This is a genomic window from Marinifilum fragile (assembly GCF_963677365.1).
Lineage (GTDB): Bacteria > Bacteroidota > Bacteroidia > Bacteroidales > Marinifilaceae > Marinifilum > Marinifilum fragile.
Window position 1 is genome coordinate 4,403,190 of the sequence record NZ_OY781962.1, and the last position, 14,636, is coordinate 4,417,825.

12 protein-coding genes and 2 tRNA genes are annotated in these 14,636 nt (G+C 35.3%); 7 read left to right on the forward strand and 7 right to left on the reverse strand.

Annotation, left to right across the window (positions count from 1 at the left end):
* Nucleotides 1-45: 45 nt before the first annotated feature.
* The 3 genes from ACKPCA_RS17735 (at nucleotide 46) to ACKPCA_RS17745 (ending at nucleotide 4,075) form a co-directional block, all read left to right on the forward strand.
* The gene (locus tag ACKPCA_RS17735) at nucleotides 46-1,140 is read left to right on the forward strand and encodes a chorismate mutase (protein ID WP_321280256.1); all 1,095 of its coding nucleotides are present in this window, start codon (nucleotides 46-48) and stop codon (nucleotides 1,138-1,140) included.
* A gap of 141 nt (nucleotides 1,141-1,281) precedes the next feature.
* Complete coding sequence (locus tag ACKPCA_RS17740) at nucleotides 1,282-3,219, forward strand: DUF3857 and transglutaminase domain-containing protein (RefSeq protein WP_321280257.1); 1,938 nt, start codon at nucleotides 1,282-1,284, stop codon at nucleotides 3,217-3,219.
* Nucleotide 3,220: 1 nt separating this feature from the next.
* Nucleotides 3,221-4,075 carry a CPBP family intramembrane glutamic endopeptidase gene (locus ACKPCA_RS17745; RefSeq protein WP_321280259.1) on the forward strand — a complete coding sequence of 285 codons (855 nt, stop codon included), beginning with the start codon at nucleotides 3,221-3,223 and terminating at the stop codon, nucleotides 4,073-4,075.
* A 68-nt stretch (nucleotides 4,076-4,143) separates the two neighbouring features.
* Here the strand turns inward: ACKPCA_RS17745 and ACKPCA_RS17750 are convergent, their stop codons facing one another.
* Nucleotides 4,144-4,887: a CDP-alcohol phosphatidyltransferase family protein gene (locus tag ACKPCA_RS17750; RefSeq protein WP_321280261.1), complete on the reverse strand. Its 744-nt coding sequence runs from the start codon at nucleotides 4,885-4,887 to the stop codon at nucleotides 4,144-4,146.
* 279 nt (nucleotides 4,888-5,166) lie between these two features.
* On the opposite strand from ACKPCA_RS17750, the gene ACKPCA_RS17755 reads away from it, so the two are divergent.
* Both ACKPCA_RS17755 and mscL read left to right on the forward strand, forming a co-directional pair.
* Nucleotides 5,167-6,231 carry a putative type IX sorting system protein PorV2 gene (locus ACKPCA_RS17755; RefSeq protein WP_321280263.1) on the forward strand — a complete coding sequence of 355 codons (1,065 nt, stop codon included), beginning with the start codon at nucleotides 5,167-5,169 and terminating at the stop codon, nucleotides 6,229-6,231.
* Nucleotides 6,232-6,400: 169 nt separating this feature from the next.
* Nucleotides 6,401-6,835 (forward strand): large-conductance mechanosensitive channel protein MscL, encoded by a 435-nt coding sequence (gene mscL / locus ACKPCA_RS17760; protein WP_321280264.1) that lies wholly within the window; start codon nucleotides 6,401-6,403, stop codon nucleotides 6,833-6,835.
* A gap of 26 nt (nucleotides 6,836-6,861) precedes the next feature.
* Here mscL and ACKPCA_RS17765 read toward each other — a convergent pair whose 3' ends face one another.
* The 6 genes from ACKPCA_RS17765 to ACKPCA_RS17795 form a co-directional block, all read right to left on the reverse strand.
* Nucleotides 6,862-7,269, reverse strand: a complete 408-nt coding sequence (locus tag ACKPCA_RS17765; RefSeq protein ID WP_321280265.1) for a DUF2391 family protein — start codon at nucleotides 7,267-7,269, stop codon at nucleotides 6,862-6,864.
* Between the two features lie 258 nt (nucleotides 7,270-7,527).
* Nucleotides 7,528-8,901: a 30S ribosomal protein S6--L-glutamate ligase gene (rimK, locus tag ACKPCA_RS17770; RefSeq protein WP_054722519.1), complete on the reverse strand. Its 1,374-nt coding sequence runs from the start codon at nucleotides 8,899-8,901 to the stop codon at nucleotides 7,528-7,530.
* Nucleotides 8,902-9,054: 153 nt separating this feature from the next.
* Nucleotides 9,055-10,995, reverse strand: coding sequence for a GNAT family N-acetyltransferase (locus ACKPCA_RS17780; protein ID WP_321280267.1), 1,941 nt, complete (start codon nucleotides 10,993-10,995; stop codon nucleotides 9,055-9,057).
* 208 nt (nucleotides 10,996-11,203) lie between these two features.
* Nucleotides 11,204-12,445, reverse strand: a complete 1,242-nt coding sequence (locus ACKPCA_RS17785; RefSeq protein ID WP_321280268.1) for a radical SAM protein — start codon at nucleotides 12,443-12,445, stop codon at nucleotides 11,204-11,206.
* Nucleotides 12,446-12,765: 320 nt separating this feature from the next.
* Nucleotides 12,766-12,841, reverse strand: a tRNA-His gene (locus ACKPCA_RS17790).
* 18 nt (nucleotides 12,842-12,859) lie between these two features.
* Nucleotides 12,860-12,935 (reverse strand) — tRNA-His (locus ACKPCA_RS17795).
* 121 nt (nucleotides 12,936-13,056) lie between these two features.
* On the opposite strand from ACKPCA_RS17795, the gene ACKPCA_RS17800 reads away from it, so the two are divergent.
* Nucleotides 13,057-13,731, forward strand: coding sequence for a DNA alkylation repair protein (locus ACKPCA_RS17800; protein WP_321280270.1), 675 nt, complete (start codon nucleotides 13,057-13,059; stop codon nucleotides 13,729-13,731).
* 127 nt (nucleotides 13,732-13,858) lie between these two features.
* Entirely contained in the window at nucleotides 13,859-14,620 is a 762-nt protein-coding gene (locus tag ACKPCA_RS17805) for a Bax inhibitor-1/YccA family protein (protein ID WP_321280271.1), read from the forward strand.
* The last annotated feature ends 16 nt before the right edge of the window (nucleotides 14,621-14,636 follow it).

The following is a 14,636-nucleotide window of genomic DNA, read 5'->3' on the forward strand; positions in this document are numbered from 1 at the left end:
GATATCAACTAAAAATGTATTTTTGTGCATCCTAATTTTTAAGATATGAGTGGACTGGATAATATCAAACCTATACATAATTGGTTCAGTAAGAAATTGGATACTCATCCAATAGTGATTAGTGGGCCTTGTAGTGCAGAGTCTGAAGAGCAGTTGGTATCAACTGCAAGGGCTTTAAGCGACACAAAACAGGTGCAGATATTTCGAGCAGGAGTTTGGAAACCTAGAACCAGGCCAAATTCTTTCGAAGGTAGAGGGTTGGATGCATTGCAGTGGCTGAATACAGTAAAGCAAGAAACTGGTTTGTTAACCATGGTAGAGGTGGCAGCGCCAAAACATGTTGAAATGTGTTTGCGCCATAATGTTGATATTTTATGGGTTGGAGCACGAACAACATCAAATCCATTTTCCGTTCAGGAATTGGCAAGTGCTTTACAAGGGATGAATGTGCCAGTAATGGTTAAAAATCCAATTAATCCAGATATCAACCTTTGGATTGGTGCTTTAGAACGCATACATAAAGCAGGGATCTCAAAGCTTGCAGCAATTCATCGAGGCTTTTATCCATTCGAAAAAACCATTCTGCGAAATATTCCAAAATGGGAGATTCCTATTGAATTAAAATCTCGTTTCCACAATTTGCCTATCATTTGCGATCCAAGTCATATCGCAGGAAGTAGAAAGTACATTCACGAAATGGCTCAGAAAGCGATGGATTTAAATATGGATGGTTTAATGATAGAAAGTCATATTTGTCCTGAAGAAGCTTTGAGTGATCCCGATCAGCAATTAACACCTGAAGACTTGAATCAACTGTTGAGAGGTTTGGTTTGTAGGTTACATGTAGTGGGCGATGAAGAGATTGACCAACTTGTAAAATTTAGAAGTCAAATTGACTCGGTAGACGCACAGTTGATTGAATTGCTAGCACAGCGAATGAATATTGTTGAAGAGATAGGTGAATACAAAAAGGAAAAGAATATGACGATTCTGCAACTTCAGCGATGGGAAAAGGTTCGTGAGCGTGGAGTTGATCTTGCAAAAAGTCTGGGATTGTCAGAGAAGTTTATAACTCAACTTCTTAGAATGATTCATAAAGAAGCCATTCTTAGACAGAATGAAGTAATGAATAGAAAGTAATTCAAAGTGCTTGCAGAAACTTTTTAACCAAGCTTTTATTTTTACCGAATCTATATTATTATGATTTAATCATTCTTTGTGAACATGTGTTCATAAAGTTTTCGATTTTGTTTAGTTTCAGGTGATCAAAAAAATCACTTGATGAAAATTCTAACTAAATCTTATCTGTTCATAATCTGCCTGATGGTGGTGGCTTATTGTTCTCATGCAAAAGGAATAAAGTATGGGAAATTCTCAAAAGATGAAATCTTACTGTCTGAATGTTCTTACGAAACGGATGCGGTTGCCGTTATTTTAAGCAAAACCTGTGTAGTTGATGTAAGTTATAGATCAATCATTTACCATCATCATGTGAGAATTAAAATTCTTAAGGAAGAAGGTTTAGATAAAGCCAATGTAGAACTCCCATATTGGCGAAAAGATGGATTGGAAAAAATCAATTCGGTTAAGGGGCAGACCATAAACTTTGATCCTGATAATGGCAAAGAGGTAACAGATCTGGATGGAAAATCTGTTTTTGATGTTGATTTGAATGAAAGCTATGGAGCTGTGCGTTTTGGAATGCCAAATGTGAAAGTAGGTTCAATAATAGAATATAAATATGCGCTGGTTTCCAATTTTTACTCTTACCTGGATACATGGTATTTTCAAAATGATATTCCGACATATTACAGTTCCATTAAGGTAAATATTCCTGAGTCATTTAGATATAATATGGTAAGCTTTGGACAAAAGCTTAGTGCTAAATATCCTTCGGTAAGTAGTAATGAGTGGATATTATCTCATTTAAAATCGATAAAGGAAGAGCCATATGTGAATAATTATACAGATTTTGTTGAGCAAATTCGTTTTCAGCTAACGGGATATTATAAAAATGGCGATGGAATGGCTGGAGGAGTTGAATTTGTTACCGTAAAATCGACTTGGGATAAATTGGCCAGCGAATACTTAAAAGCTTTCGATTTTTTTGGTAGAAAAGGCTATGCAAAAAAAATTGTTGAGCAAATTTTAGAGGGTGATGAAAATGACTGGGAAAAAGTAGAGAAAATATATGACTATGTTCGAAATCATGTAAAGTGGGATGGAGAATATCGTTTATACCCCAAAAAAACTCCTCCAAAAATCTTAGAAGAAAAGGTAGCTTCAAATTCCGAAATGAATTATTTATTGGTTTTGCTTTTAAGAGAAGCTGGAATAAAAGCGGAGCCCGCTTTAACTCGTACCAACAACTTGGGACTTCTTCAAACGGGTTATCCTTTAATGAGCCAGTTCAATCAGGCTTTAGCCTATGTAGAAATATTTGGGAATAAAATGTTTTTAAATGCTACTTCGCCTTACCGTCCATATCAATTGCTGGCTGAGAAAGATTTAAATCATATGGCTTTGGTGATCGAAAAAGATAGAGCTAGATGGGTTAAGGTGGTGGCTTATAAAAAGTCTCGCCAACAGTTGTTGCTAAACTATGATTTTACAAATATGAATGAGCCAAGCTGTGAGTTTAAACTTATGGAGACTGGTTATTATGCGGTAGAATCAAGACAGTTAATCAATAAATATGGTTTGGAGGAGTTTTTGAAAACAATGATTGACGAATCGGAGGTAGAATTGAATATGGATTCAGTTGAGAGCCGCAACCTTGATATCGTAAATAAACCTTTGGAAATTACATGTAATCTGCCAATGACAGAAATGGATTTTGAAAGCGATATGATCTATTTCGAGCCATTCCCAAGTGTTTTTACAGATAATCCATTTATAAAAGAGGATAGGCAATATCGCATTGATTTTAACTACCACCGATATCAATCAATTCTAATTAATATTAAACTTCCCGAAGAATTTAGTATTGAGGAATGTCCTAAGTCAAAAGTTATTAAACTTTCCAATGGTTTTGGGAAGTATTTAATAAGCAATCAGAAACAATCCAATAGCTTGCAGGTGAGAACTCTTTTCGAGATCAAAAAAACTTTCTTCAGTAAAGATTATTATAGAGAATTAAGAGAGTTGTTTACTCATATGCTATCCTCATTAAAGGGACAGGTCGTAATTAAAAAGAACACTACATTATCAGAAAAATAAAATGGAAGAATTGAATACACAGCAACAAGAAGTTGTTAAGACGGAAGAATTCGCATATCCAAGCATTAAGCAATCGTGGGGAATAATAGGAATTTTATTGCTGGTTATGATTGGATACAGTATACCTGTTGGATTAATTCAGTATGCACTGGGAGATGTTTTGCAAGGCCCTATGGGTTTTGTTAATTATGTTGTGCCATTAGGCATTATGATTTTTATTGCAATAAGCTTTAAAAAGAAAAATCCTAAAAATGAAAGTACCATTGCATTTAATCCATTCCCTCTGGTTATTCTGCCTGTGGTGGTAATTGTTACATTAAGCATGTTAGTAATAAATGTTGAAATTACAAGTTGGGTGCCAGCACCTGAATGGTTAATGGATTTATTTAAGAACATGATGCAGGACAATATTTGGGGATTTGTAACAGTGGCTATTGCAGCTCCAATATTAGAAGAGTTATTAATGAGAGGAATTGTGCTTGATGGATTACTAAAAAACTATAATCCCTGGAAAGCGATTATTTGGTCGGCAGTATTTTTTGGGATTATACATTTTAATCCATGGCAATTTGTTGTAGCTTTTTTAATAGGGATTGTAATGGGATATCTATACTGGAAAACAAGATCGCTTCTACTTTGTATGGTTATTCATGCTGTGAATAATGGAACGGCCTTTTTTCTTAGCAAATCAAATCCCGATGCTACTTCATGGGCAGAGATGTTAGGGTTAGGAACTGTAGAGAGAATAGGGTTATTTCTTATTGCTGTTTTAATTGTTTGGTTGGCATATCGATATTTCGAAAATTATTTTAAGAAGAATGAAGAACCAATAAAGGAATTAAAATACAACCAATAGTAGCAGAAAAAGGTTAAAATGAAAAACGCCGCAAATCATCTTTGCGGCGTTTCTGTTTATATGGTTTTTTATTTCTTCTTCGTAAGATTATCAATTATCGAAAACAGGATGTAAACAAAAATTACAAGTGGAATTACAAGCCATTTTACCAATATAGCCAGTAATACCAAACTCATTAAAAACAAGTATCTGATTTTGTTATCCTGCCAGCTTAGGTTTTTCACTTTTAAAGCAAACATTGGAATTTCTGCCGTTAGCAAAAGCGAAGTAATTACAATGGCTACAATAATAATTACAGGATTGCTTAACCATTCTACAATAAAAGGATAATCGCCAAAATACAATACCAAAGGAATCGAGGCCCAGAACATGGCATTTGCAGGTGTAGGCACACCAACAAACGAAGCTGTTTGTCTTTCGTCTACATTAAATTTTGCCAGGCGAAGAGCCGAAAAAACAGGAATGATAAATGCCGATAGAAGAATTGCCATTTGCGAAATGCTCAATTCATCCGGATTAAAATCGACAGATGCATCTCCTAAAATTGCAATTTTAAGATAACCAAAGGCAATTAAACCAGGAGTTAAACCAAAGCTTACCATATCTGCCAACGAATCCAATTCCTTACCCATGGTCGAGTAAGCTTTTAGCGCTCGAGCCGCCAAACCATCCATAAAGTCGAATACCGAAGCGACTAAAACCAGTGCTGCCGCCAATTCCAAATGACCTTCAACGGCCAATAAACTTGCTGTACAGCCCGAAAATAAATTTAAACAGGTAATGGTGTTTGGGATGTGTTTTACAATGCTCATGCTTTCTGTTTTGTTTATAGATTCACAAAAATAAGTGAATTTTTCGATTCTGCTGATCAGACAAAACAATTAGAGAGTGTAATTGGACTTATTTCCTATTGTAACTTTTCTGACAGAACCGTATAGAAGTTTGCATTTACAATATGCTTAGCATCTCGGAGATGCTTAGCATGTTTAGCTTTCTACCCAGTGGAAATTCTCTATTTTACTTATTTACACCCCAATTATGCTACAGATTAAAAAAAGCATGTTATTTTTACGTTTCTAGAATTGTACAATATGCGAGTATTACTCACACTCTTTTTACTATTAGGACTTTGTCGTTTGTCAGTGGCGCAAACTTCGGCTCCTACCTACAGTAACGAATTCCTTTCAATAGGAGTTGGTGCCCGATCCTTTGCCATGGGAAATGCCAGTGTTGCCTCTCAATCGAATGTTGAAGCAGCTTACTGGAATCCTGCCTCATTGGTTAAAATCGACAACAAATACGATGTGGCAGCTATGCATGCGGAGTATTTTGGCGGATTATCGGCCTACGATTATGCAGGATTGGTTGTAAAGTTGAATGAAGAAAGTGCCATAGCATTCAGTTTTATCCGTTTTGGGGTGGATGATATCCCAAATACTTTAGAGCTGATCGATAAAGATGGAAACCTGCGTTACGATCGCATTACAACCTTTACCGCTGCTGATTATGCCTTGCTGATTTCATATGCCAGAGAAACGGGGATCAAAGGATTAAATGTTGGAGGGAATGTAAAACTGATTTACCGCCATACCGGCGATTTTGCTTCGGCTTATGGCTTTGGAATCGATTTGGCAGCAACCTACAGTACATCTTCATGGAAATTTGGAGCACTTTTGCGCGATGCTACAAGCACTTTCAATTCATGGGTGTTTAAAACAGATCAGTTGGAAGAGGTGTTTGCAGTAACTGGTAACGAAATACCTGAGAATTCAACCGAGCTAACTTTGCCAAAGTTGATTTTGGGTGTGAGCAGAGAGTTTCAATTGTCTGAAAAGTTTGCCCTATTGGCCGAGTTCAATACCGATCTTACTTTCGATGGTAAGCGAAATGTTTTGGTACAGGGCGATCCCATAAGTATTGATCCACACATGGGAATCGAGGCTTCCTTTAAAAAGCTCATTTTCCTGCGTGCAGGGGTAAATAATTTCCAGGAAGAAACAGATTTCGACAACAGCAAAAGCTGGACCTTTCAGCCCAACCTTGGTTTGGGAATCAACTACAAAAATTTCCGATTGGATTATGCGTTAACCGATGTTGGCGACCAATCCATAGCCCGATATTCCAATGTGTTTTCTTTGGCTTATTCGTTTGATTAGGACTTGCTTCTGCCTGCTTCATCTCAGAACAAAAATGAATCATTCAAATATCGGCATTGTAAATGTGAATTAGCTTCCTTTTCCAATCACACTTTTAAGTTGATTAGCAATAGTTTGGAAATATATTCATATCTTAAAAACTGCGAATAAAGATCTTAATGAAATTGAAATGAAGATACTAAAGGAGTTTAAAGAATTTGCCATTAAAGGCAATATGTTCGATATGGCCATTGGAATCATTATTGGGGTTGCCTTCAATAAAATTGTGTCATCGCTGGTTAACGATGTGCTATTGCCAACATTTAGTATGGTAATTGGGAAGGTCAATTTTCAGACGCTTAGCATTGTTTTGCAGGAAAAACAGTTGGATACCAATGGAGAAATCATACAGGAATTGGTGGAGTTGAAATATGGGAACTTTATTCAGGTTACTTTGGACTTTCTCATTATTGCTCTGGTCATTTTTGCAGTGGTGAAGGTAATTAATAACATCAGGCGAAAAGGGGAGGATGTGCAAGATGAAACGGTAAGCACACCTAAGGATATAGAGTTGCTCACAGAAATTAGAGATTTGTTAAGGCAAAGGAATGAAAGCAAAGAATAGATTGAGATATAAGTATAAATTGCTTTTTATTCTTTATCAAATCCGTCTACAATAACACCACCCATCGATGCCGGAAAAGAAAGAAGAATGATTCTTTTGAATGCAATTAACGGTTCTTCCAGGATTGGCATTCGGTTTAAAGCAAAAAGAATGATAAATACCACAACAAAGGTAACGCCATAGTCGATTATGGTTCTTAATGCAAAATGGGATAATCTATGTTTGATTTGGCCTTGAAAAATTCCTTCAAATGAGTAAATGTTTATAAATAGCAAGGATAATATCAGGATGATAATAATGTTTAAAGTAGGTAAGGTTTCGCTTAATTGCCATGACTCCTCTGAGAAAGCTACGGGTATTGTTAGTGCCGATGATCCAACGATAACTTGAACGATATCTTCGAGGTTAATGCTGTCCTTGCTCATATTTTCCATTCAAAACGGTTTTAAAAATCAATCAGTAATAAATATACAGAAATATTATACCATTTAAATAGTAAAATGCGCTGGTATCATGCCGATACATATTCAAAGTACTTTTAGAGAAACGCTAAAGATGCTCGGGATAGCTACCAGGATTGTATAGTAATCGGTATTATAAAATTAATTTTAGAGGCAGATTTGTAAGGAATATGATACAACAAAAGCAAGTTCAAACAGAACTTGCTTTTGTTATCTGTGCGATACTTCAGCTTATTTTTTGTATTTCAAGGCTCTTTCAATCGCTTCAATCATTTTTCCGGCAATATCTTTATTTGATGCTCCTTCTATGCCTTCCAAACCAGGTGATGAGTTCACCTCCAGAAGCAATGGACCTGACTGGCTTCTGATGATATCTACCCCTGCTATTTTAAGTCCCATTGTTTTGGCAGCCAAAACAGCAATTTTTCTTTCTTGTGTGGTTATTTTAGTGATTGCAGCAGTTCCACCCATATGTATATTTGCTCGGAATTCACCTGGAGCTGCAGTTCTCATTACACTCTCCACCACTTTTCCATTTACCACAAAGCATCTAATGTCTTTCCCGTTGGCTTCCTTTACAAACTCTTGTACAAGGATATTTGCTCTTAAACTTTTAAAGGCATTGATTAAGCTTTCTGCAGCTTTCTTTGTTTCAGCAAGCACCACGCCCTTGCCTTGTGTTCCTTCTAAAAGTTTCACAATTAAAGGAGCACCACCAACCATTTTTATCAATTCATCTGTGTCTAGGGGCGAATTGGCAAATCCAGTTGTTGGTATAGGAAGTCCGTTGTTAATAAGAAGTTGCAAAGCATACAATTTATCTCTCGATTGAGTAATTGCTGAAGCGGAATTTAATGTGTAAACACCCATTGCCTCAAAATGACGAGTCAAAGCACATCCGTAAAAGGTTGCACTTGGTCTTATTCTTGGAATAATTGCATCAAAATCATTTAGGATACGTCCACCTCTATAGTGCATTTCCGGGTTTTGCCCATCAAGTTTGATGTAACAATCTTTAATGTTTAGAAATTCAACTTCGTGTCCTCTTTCTTGTCCGGCTTCTATGATTCGCCTATTGCTATACAATTCAGGATTGCTGGCTAATAAGCCTATTTTTAATCCAGTCTTTTGTATAATGTGAGTAAAGTAAAACTCATCCAGAGATTCTTTTGAATGAGAACCAAACAAACATGAGGCTTCTGGATCAACCAGCATTTTCCCTGACATTGCCTCTCTACCTAAAAGCATTCGGTAGCCCATACTATCCCTGTTGGTAAGTGTGATCTCTACTTCCCAGGAATCATTAGCAATAGACAGGATGGTTTTAATCACAAACCGAACTTCGCTTGATCCACTTGAACTTTTTACTTTACGTCTGTCGTGAATGGGGGCTTCGCAGTGAATTGTAGTTTTGCCATTGTTCTGTAAAGGATGAACATCGAAGCTTACCCAAGGAACACCATCTTTTTTGAAAGCCATAATGTTAATCGCATGCAGTGATGATGTTTTTGCACCAGAATCCACACGTGCTTTGATAGCGGGAATTCTTAACTGTGGGAGAGAGCACCACTCTTCACTTCCTACTATTACTTTATTTAAGGTCATAGTTAAATTTCTTTACTTTTTTATTAAAATTTGATATTCATTTTAGTTGTATACGTCACTCTTATTCAATTGTATAAGGTGATGCGTTGTAAGAGAGTTAATTTATATTCAGTCTCAATGATAAAAACAGCTTTACTAAATGTGAAATCAACTTCACAAGCTTATTTTTCGAGTGTTTTTAGCAATTTCAATTCGATTCACTAAAGAATCTATTATTTTGTCATATAATTTATCTTTCAGGATTGAATCCTCAACATCAGTATCAATATTTGGATTATCATTTACTTCGATTACATATACTTGATTATCTACTATTTTCAAATCAACACCGTATAATCCATCTCCAATGAGTGATGCAGCCTTTTGTGCAACCTTTAAAATTTTCTCTGGCACTTGAGAAATGGAAACCGACTCATAATCACCAGATTCTTCGCCTGGAGAATTCTTCCAATTGTAGATTTGCCAATGATTTTTAGCCATATAGTACTTGCATGCAAATAGTGCTTGGTTATCCAATATACCAATTCTCCAATCAAACTCCGAGAAAAGGAATTCCTGGCAAATGATCATGTCCGACTTACCGAAGAGTTTGGTTATTTGCTCAAAGGCTTCTGTTTTGTTATTTACTTTTATAACACCTAATGAAAAGGCACTATCTGGTTGCTTTAAAATAACCGGATAGGAAAAAGTATCTAATTGCTTACTGTTGAATGAGTTTTTTGCCAAAACAATTGTTTTTGGCGTATTGATCTTATTCTTCTGAAATAATTCATGCTGAAATATTTTATTGGAACATTTCATAATTGACCAGGGATCGTCAATAACAACTAGGCCTTCAGCATAAGCAAAGCGAGATACCTCATAGGTGTAATGACTCACGTTGGTTGTTTCCCGAATAAAAAGAGCATCAAATTCATTAATCTTCCCAATATCATTTTTAGTAATGAACTCGAGGTAAACGTTTTTCTTATTGGCAGCAATTTTAAATTTTTCCAATGCTTCCTGATTTGATGGTGGCGTTTCTTCCTCAGGATTAATTAGAACAGCCACATCGTATTTGTAGTGAATCAATTTGGGAAAATTGTGTTTTTTTTTGCTAAAGTGTTTTGAGGCAAATTCATATACAACCTCTTTCTCACTTTCTGTGATGTGTTTAAAATTAATGACTTTAATCTTTTTTATTAGCCATTTATCGTTCTTTACAAAAGTTACCTCAAACAGAGGAGCCTCAAAGATCTGGTACAATTTTTTAGCCAGATTTTTATAACCCTTTGTAAGTGTTTGACCAAAATAAATGTTCAAAGAGAATAATTCTGGATTCTTGCCTGATAGAGATTTATTGATAAATTCATCTAAATCGAAGGCTATGGATTGAATAACATTAGCAATCTTAAGATCCTGTATGGTTGTAATATTGGGAATAATTCTCTGCCCTCTCGCTGAGGCTAAAAGCGACACATAATACCCATAAGATTGATATTTATAGGAACTACATAAGTTATAAATCCTAAAATCAGAATTGTTTTGATATATTGGATTATTGATGTATTCCTTAACAGAAATCACTTTAGCATTAATCGCATTTTCTTCCCATTTATAAGGTTGATCGATAATTATAACATTCTTACAGAATGTGTATTTATCAACAGATAGCTTCATTTTGATTGCATCTTCACCTTTCAAGTAATAATCCTCAACTTTTTTTACGATTTGAAATCCTCTTGATTCATACCATTTAATTAGTTTTTGATTCTTTGATCTGGCTTCAAGAATTATATTTTTAAAGTTGTTTTTTATTGCAAAGTCTTTAATGAATTCTAATAACTCATTTCCAATTCCTTTGTTTTGATATTTTTGGGCAATTGCTATTGAGTAAATTCTTAATGAATGCTTGTATTTAAATAGACATATTGAACCCAATGCCTGCTGTCCATTGTAAGTTTTTTCAACGATAAATACCTCCTGAAAATTACTTTTGATACCTTTCCTTAGATTTTGTTTTAAATTTTGTTGAAAAGCAGGGAAAACATCCATTTCGAGTTCTTCCAAAAAATCTAAATCTTTGATTACTGCTTTACGAATATGTAATTTCATCTGTTTATTTTTACATGTTTTTGCCAGATGGAACTTACCATGAGTAAATAATCATTTTCGTGTGTGAGTTAATAATTATTTACTCATGGACGTTTCATTTTATTAACCTATTGATAGAAATACTAATTTTTCAACATTGCTTTGAGACTTTGTATTTTGTCTTCATAGCCTTAAAAAATAAGATTGCAGAATCTGGTATGATCTAACCTTACCAATCTCTAAGCCCGTTTTCTATGTATTCAAATTGCCATATTGTAAACAGTAATACATCAGTTGGTGGACTAGTAGGTTCATTTTTTAATAGTTCATCAATTGCTTCCATCTGTTTTGAAGATAGTTTATTTTCCTCAAACACTTTTGTTACAGTGTATGAGTATTTGTATTTACCAATCTCAATAGAGGATGCAAATGGGACTTCATCCGAATCATTAAAAAGTTTGATTGAGTAATAACTTATAGAATGATCCTTGTAATCACGGATGTATCCGTTCTTGGTTATTTTCGCTGCAGGAAGTAATTTATCACTTATGATGTTTCGATATCCTGCTTTCTGAAATCGATTCTTATAGTGAAAAGAACAATAATTGATACCAATATTAAGTCCTGATTTTTTGGCTGCATTTATTATTTCCAACGCAGCAAGCTCCGATTCAATTACCAAAGGTCTTTCTGCGCTGTCTATAGTATATTCACGCTTTACCAAATGTGGTGCATTGTGTTGCGTAAGCCTTAAATGGTGTAAATTTAAATTACGAACCCCAGCCTCAATCATTTCTGGTAAAAGAGCAATGATTTTATCTTTTTCTTCAGGAATTGCAGGGATTTCAATTGTAATATTAGGAATAATATCCTTTGCCATTCGAACTTTATCAAGAGAAAAACCGGTAGCCCCAATATCGAATCGAATTTCATTCAAATTTAAATTTGCCAAAGCCTTTAGTTTCGATTCATCAACAAGAATTCCATTTGTATATATCCAGATGTAAAGATCTTTGCTGCATTTTTCTCTTAAAACTTTGAGGTATTTCAAGGTTCTTTCAAAGAAAAGAAAAGGCTCTCCTCCGCTAAAACTAACACCTTTAAAACCCAAATGATTAATGTAGGATGCATACTCATAAGGATCATCAAAGTCCAGGCCTTGAGTAGAAGGTTTCTCGTCTCTTGTTTGTTGGGTTGGACAATAAAAACACTTTGCGTTACATTTGTTTGTTATGAACAAACAGCTCCATTTCCCTGATGCACATATTTCACAACCCTTCGAAATATAGTTCCAGTAAGGCTTTGTGTCCTTGTAAAGTAAGTTGTCTTTTAAATTCTGAAGTAAGAACTCTCTTTGTCTTTGATAATCTTCGATAACATAAGGGTTTGCCCACTTGATTAGGGGCCATTGACTGAATTCATTCTTGTTTTTGTTTTGTAATGAATTCAACCATGCATAAAGTGCTTCCATTTTTGCGGATACATGATTTAACAGGCACATGGATACCATCGTGCCAATGAAAATGAATAAATAAAGAATACAACACGAACTTTCGTCTGAGCAGGAAGCTAAAGTTCAGAGAAAATATATAGGAACATGAGGTATTGTTCCATTTCAAATCGTGTTTTTTGTATGTCTTTTTGCGGATTCATATTCAAATCAAATTGGCTTGCAATATAGTTTTTTTACTTGATTAAAGTATTTTGAAATGATTTTTTTGAAGTGTGAGGAAAAACTAAATTTGAATAAACAAAAAAAGCAAGCTCAAAAAAGAACCTGCTTTTCTTTTAGGGTGAAAGACCGGGGTCGAACCGGCGACCTCTGGAACCACAATCCAGCGCTCTAACCAACTGAGCTACATCCACCATGTAGTATAAAAAAATAGGGTGAAAGACCGGGGTCGAACCGGCGACCTCTGGAACCACAATCCAGCGCTCTAACCAACTGAGCTACATCCACCATTTTCGCGTTAGCGGTGCAAATATAGAGAAATCCTAACATATCATCCAAATAAAAATGAAAAAAATATTTCCAAAGAATTATAAAGTCTACCTTTGTAGGCAGTTAACAAATTAAAAAAAATGGAATTTTTTATCGACGATAAGGAAACAGAAGTAGTTTTTCAGGAAATTTTTAAGAAAGTTCAAATTTTGCGTAATGGTGAAACCCATCATGAAATGAAAAAATATGGTTTGAACTATCAAAAATCATTAGGGGCAACAATCGTTAACCTTAGGGAGCTGGCAAGTGGGTATTCGAAAGATCATTTGCTGGCACATAAACTTTGGACAAAAGCATTTCGCGAAACAAAAATTCTGGCCAGTTTGTTGGAGGAACCTGAACTGGTTAATGAAGAACAAATCAATCGTTGGTTCGGTGAAATGGATTCAAATGAGTTGATAGAGCAGGTAAGCATGAATTTATTCCTGAATATGCCAAATGTTTATGAATTGATACCTGAGTGGTTGCAATCGAAAGATTACCAAAGGGTATTGTGCGCAATCATTATTTCAGGCCGCTTGGCAATGAAAAAGGATGAGGTGAAGGTAAACGAGTTGTTCAAATTTGTAGAGATGATTCCAAGCAATATCGATGAGTTTTATTTGAGAAATCAGTTGAAAAGAAGTTTGGGTAAAATGGTTCGCGTGAACAAAGAGATAGCGGATACCATTTGCAATAAGGTTCACGACTTACGTGCCAGGGATGAAAATTGGCAGGAAATATGGGACGATTTGCAATATGAGCTTGATTTGTAGATTATTTTAAGAATATTTAAGAGGCTTAAGGATTAAAAATCTAGGAAATCAGAATTAAACAGAGTAAATTTGAGGCTCTAAATAATATCATAACTACAAAATTATTGTAGATAAATAACTAAGATATATGGCATTAACAAAGAGTTCCAATCCGGTATTAAGTGAAAAAATATTTCAAACTTCGAGAGCTGAGGTTTATGGTGAAACCATGACCATTAATGGAACGGTGAATAAAATTGGAATGTTGCTATTTTTTGTGGTAGCTGCTGCAAGTTTCACTTGGGGAATGGTTTCAGTAACCAGTACTGGAGAAATTACTTCATCGGTTTACCCTTGGATGATAGGAGGAGCTATTGGAGGCTTAATCTTGGCACTGGTAACTGTGTTTAAGCCAAAAGCATCACCTTATACCGCACCTTTTTATGCATTGTTCGAAGGTTTGTTTTTAGGAGGTATCTCGGCACTAATGAATGCCACATATCCGGGTATCGTAATGCAAGCCGTAGGTTTAACTTTCGGAACCTTATTTGCCATGTTATTTGCTTACAAAACAGGTTTAATCAAGGTAACTCAAAAATTTAAGGCAGGAATTGTTGCTGCTACGGGTGGTATCATGCTATTTTATTTGGTAAGCTGGATCATGAACATGTTCGGTATCGGAAATGGATTTTATTATGGTTCAAGTTTATTGAGCATTGGTATCAGTCTGTTTGTAGTTGTGATTGCAGCATTAAACCTGGTTTTGGATTTTGATTTTATAGAAAAAGGAGCTCAATCGGGAGCACCAAAATATATGGAATGGTATGGCGCCTTTGGTTTAATGGTAACCTTAATTTGGCTGTACGTTGAATTATTAAGATTGTTGGCTAAAATTGCCAATCGTGATTAATTTAATTTTGGATATC

Excerpts from the sequence above, each read along its gene's own strand:
- rimK (WP_054722519.1), bottom strand. The coding sequence starts at position 8,901 with ATGACCTTAAATAAAGTAATAGTAGGAAGTGAAGAGTGGTGCTCTCTC.
- ACKPCA_RS17765 (WP_321280265.1), bottom strand. The coding sequence starts at position 7,269 with ATGGAAAATATGAGCAAGGACAGCATTAACCTCGAAGATATCGTTCAA.
- ACKPCA_RS17805 (WP_321280271.1), top strand. The coding sequence starts at position 13,859 with ATGGCATTAACAAAGAGTTCCAATCCGGTATTAAGTGAAAAAATATTT.
- ACKPCA_RS17745 (WP_321280259.1), top strand. The coding sequence starts at position 3,221 with ATGGAAGAATTGAATACACAGCAACAAGAAGTTGTTAAGACGGAAGAA.
- ACKPCA_RS17740 (WP_321280257.1), top strand. The coding sequence starts at position 1,282 with ATGAAAATTCTAACTAAATCTTATCTGTTCATAATCTGCCTGATGGTG.
- ACKPCA_RS17780 (WP_321280267.1), bottom strand. The coding sequence starts at position 10,995 with ATGAAATTACATATTCGTAAAGCAGTAATCAAAGATTTAGATTTTTTG.
- ACKPCA_RS17755 (WP_321280263.1), top strand. The coding sequence starts at position 5,167 with ATGCGAGTATTACTCACACTCTTTTTACTATTAGGACTTTGTCGTTTG.
- ACKPCA_RS17800 (WP_321280270.1), top strand. The coding sequence starts at position 13,057 with ATGGAATTTTTTATCGACGATAAGGAAACAGAAGTAGTTTTTCAGGAA.
- ACKPCA_RS17785 (WP_321280268.1), bottom strand. The coding sequence starts at position 12,445 with ATGGAAGCACTTTATGCATGGTTGAATTCATTACAAAACAAAAACAAG.
- ACKPCA_RS17735 (WP_321280256.1), top strand. The coding sequence starts at position 46 with ATGAGTGGACTGGATAATATCAAACCTATACATAATTGGTTCAGTAAG.
- ACKPCA_RS17750 (WP_321280261.1), bottom strand. The coding sequence starts at position 4,887 with ATGAGCATTGTAAAACACATCCCAAACACCATTACCTGTTTAAATTTA.
- mscL (WP_321280264.1), top strand. The coding sequence starts at position 6,401 with ATGAAGATACTAAAGGAGTTTAAAGAATTTGCCATTAAAGGCAATATG.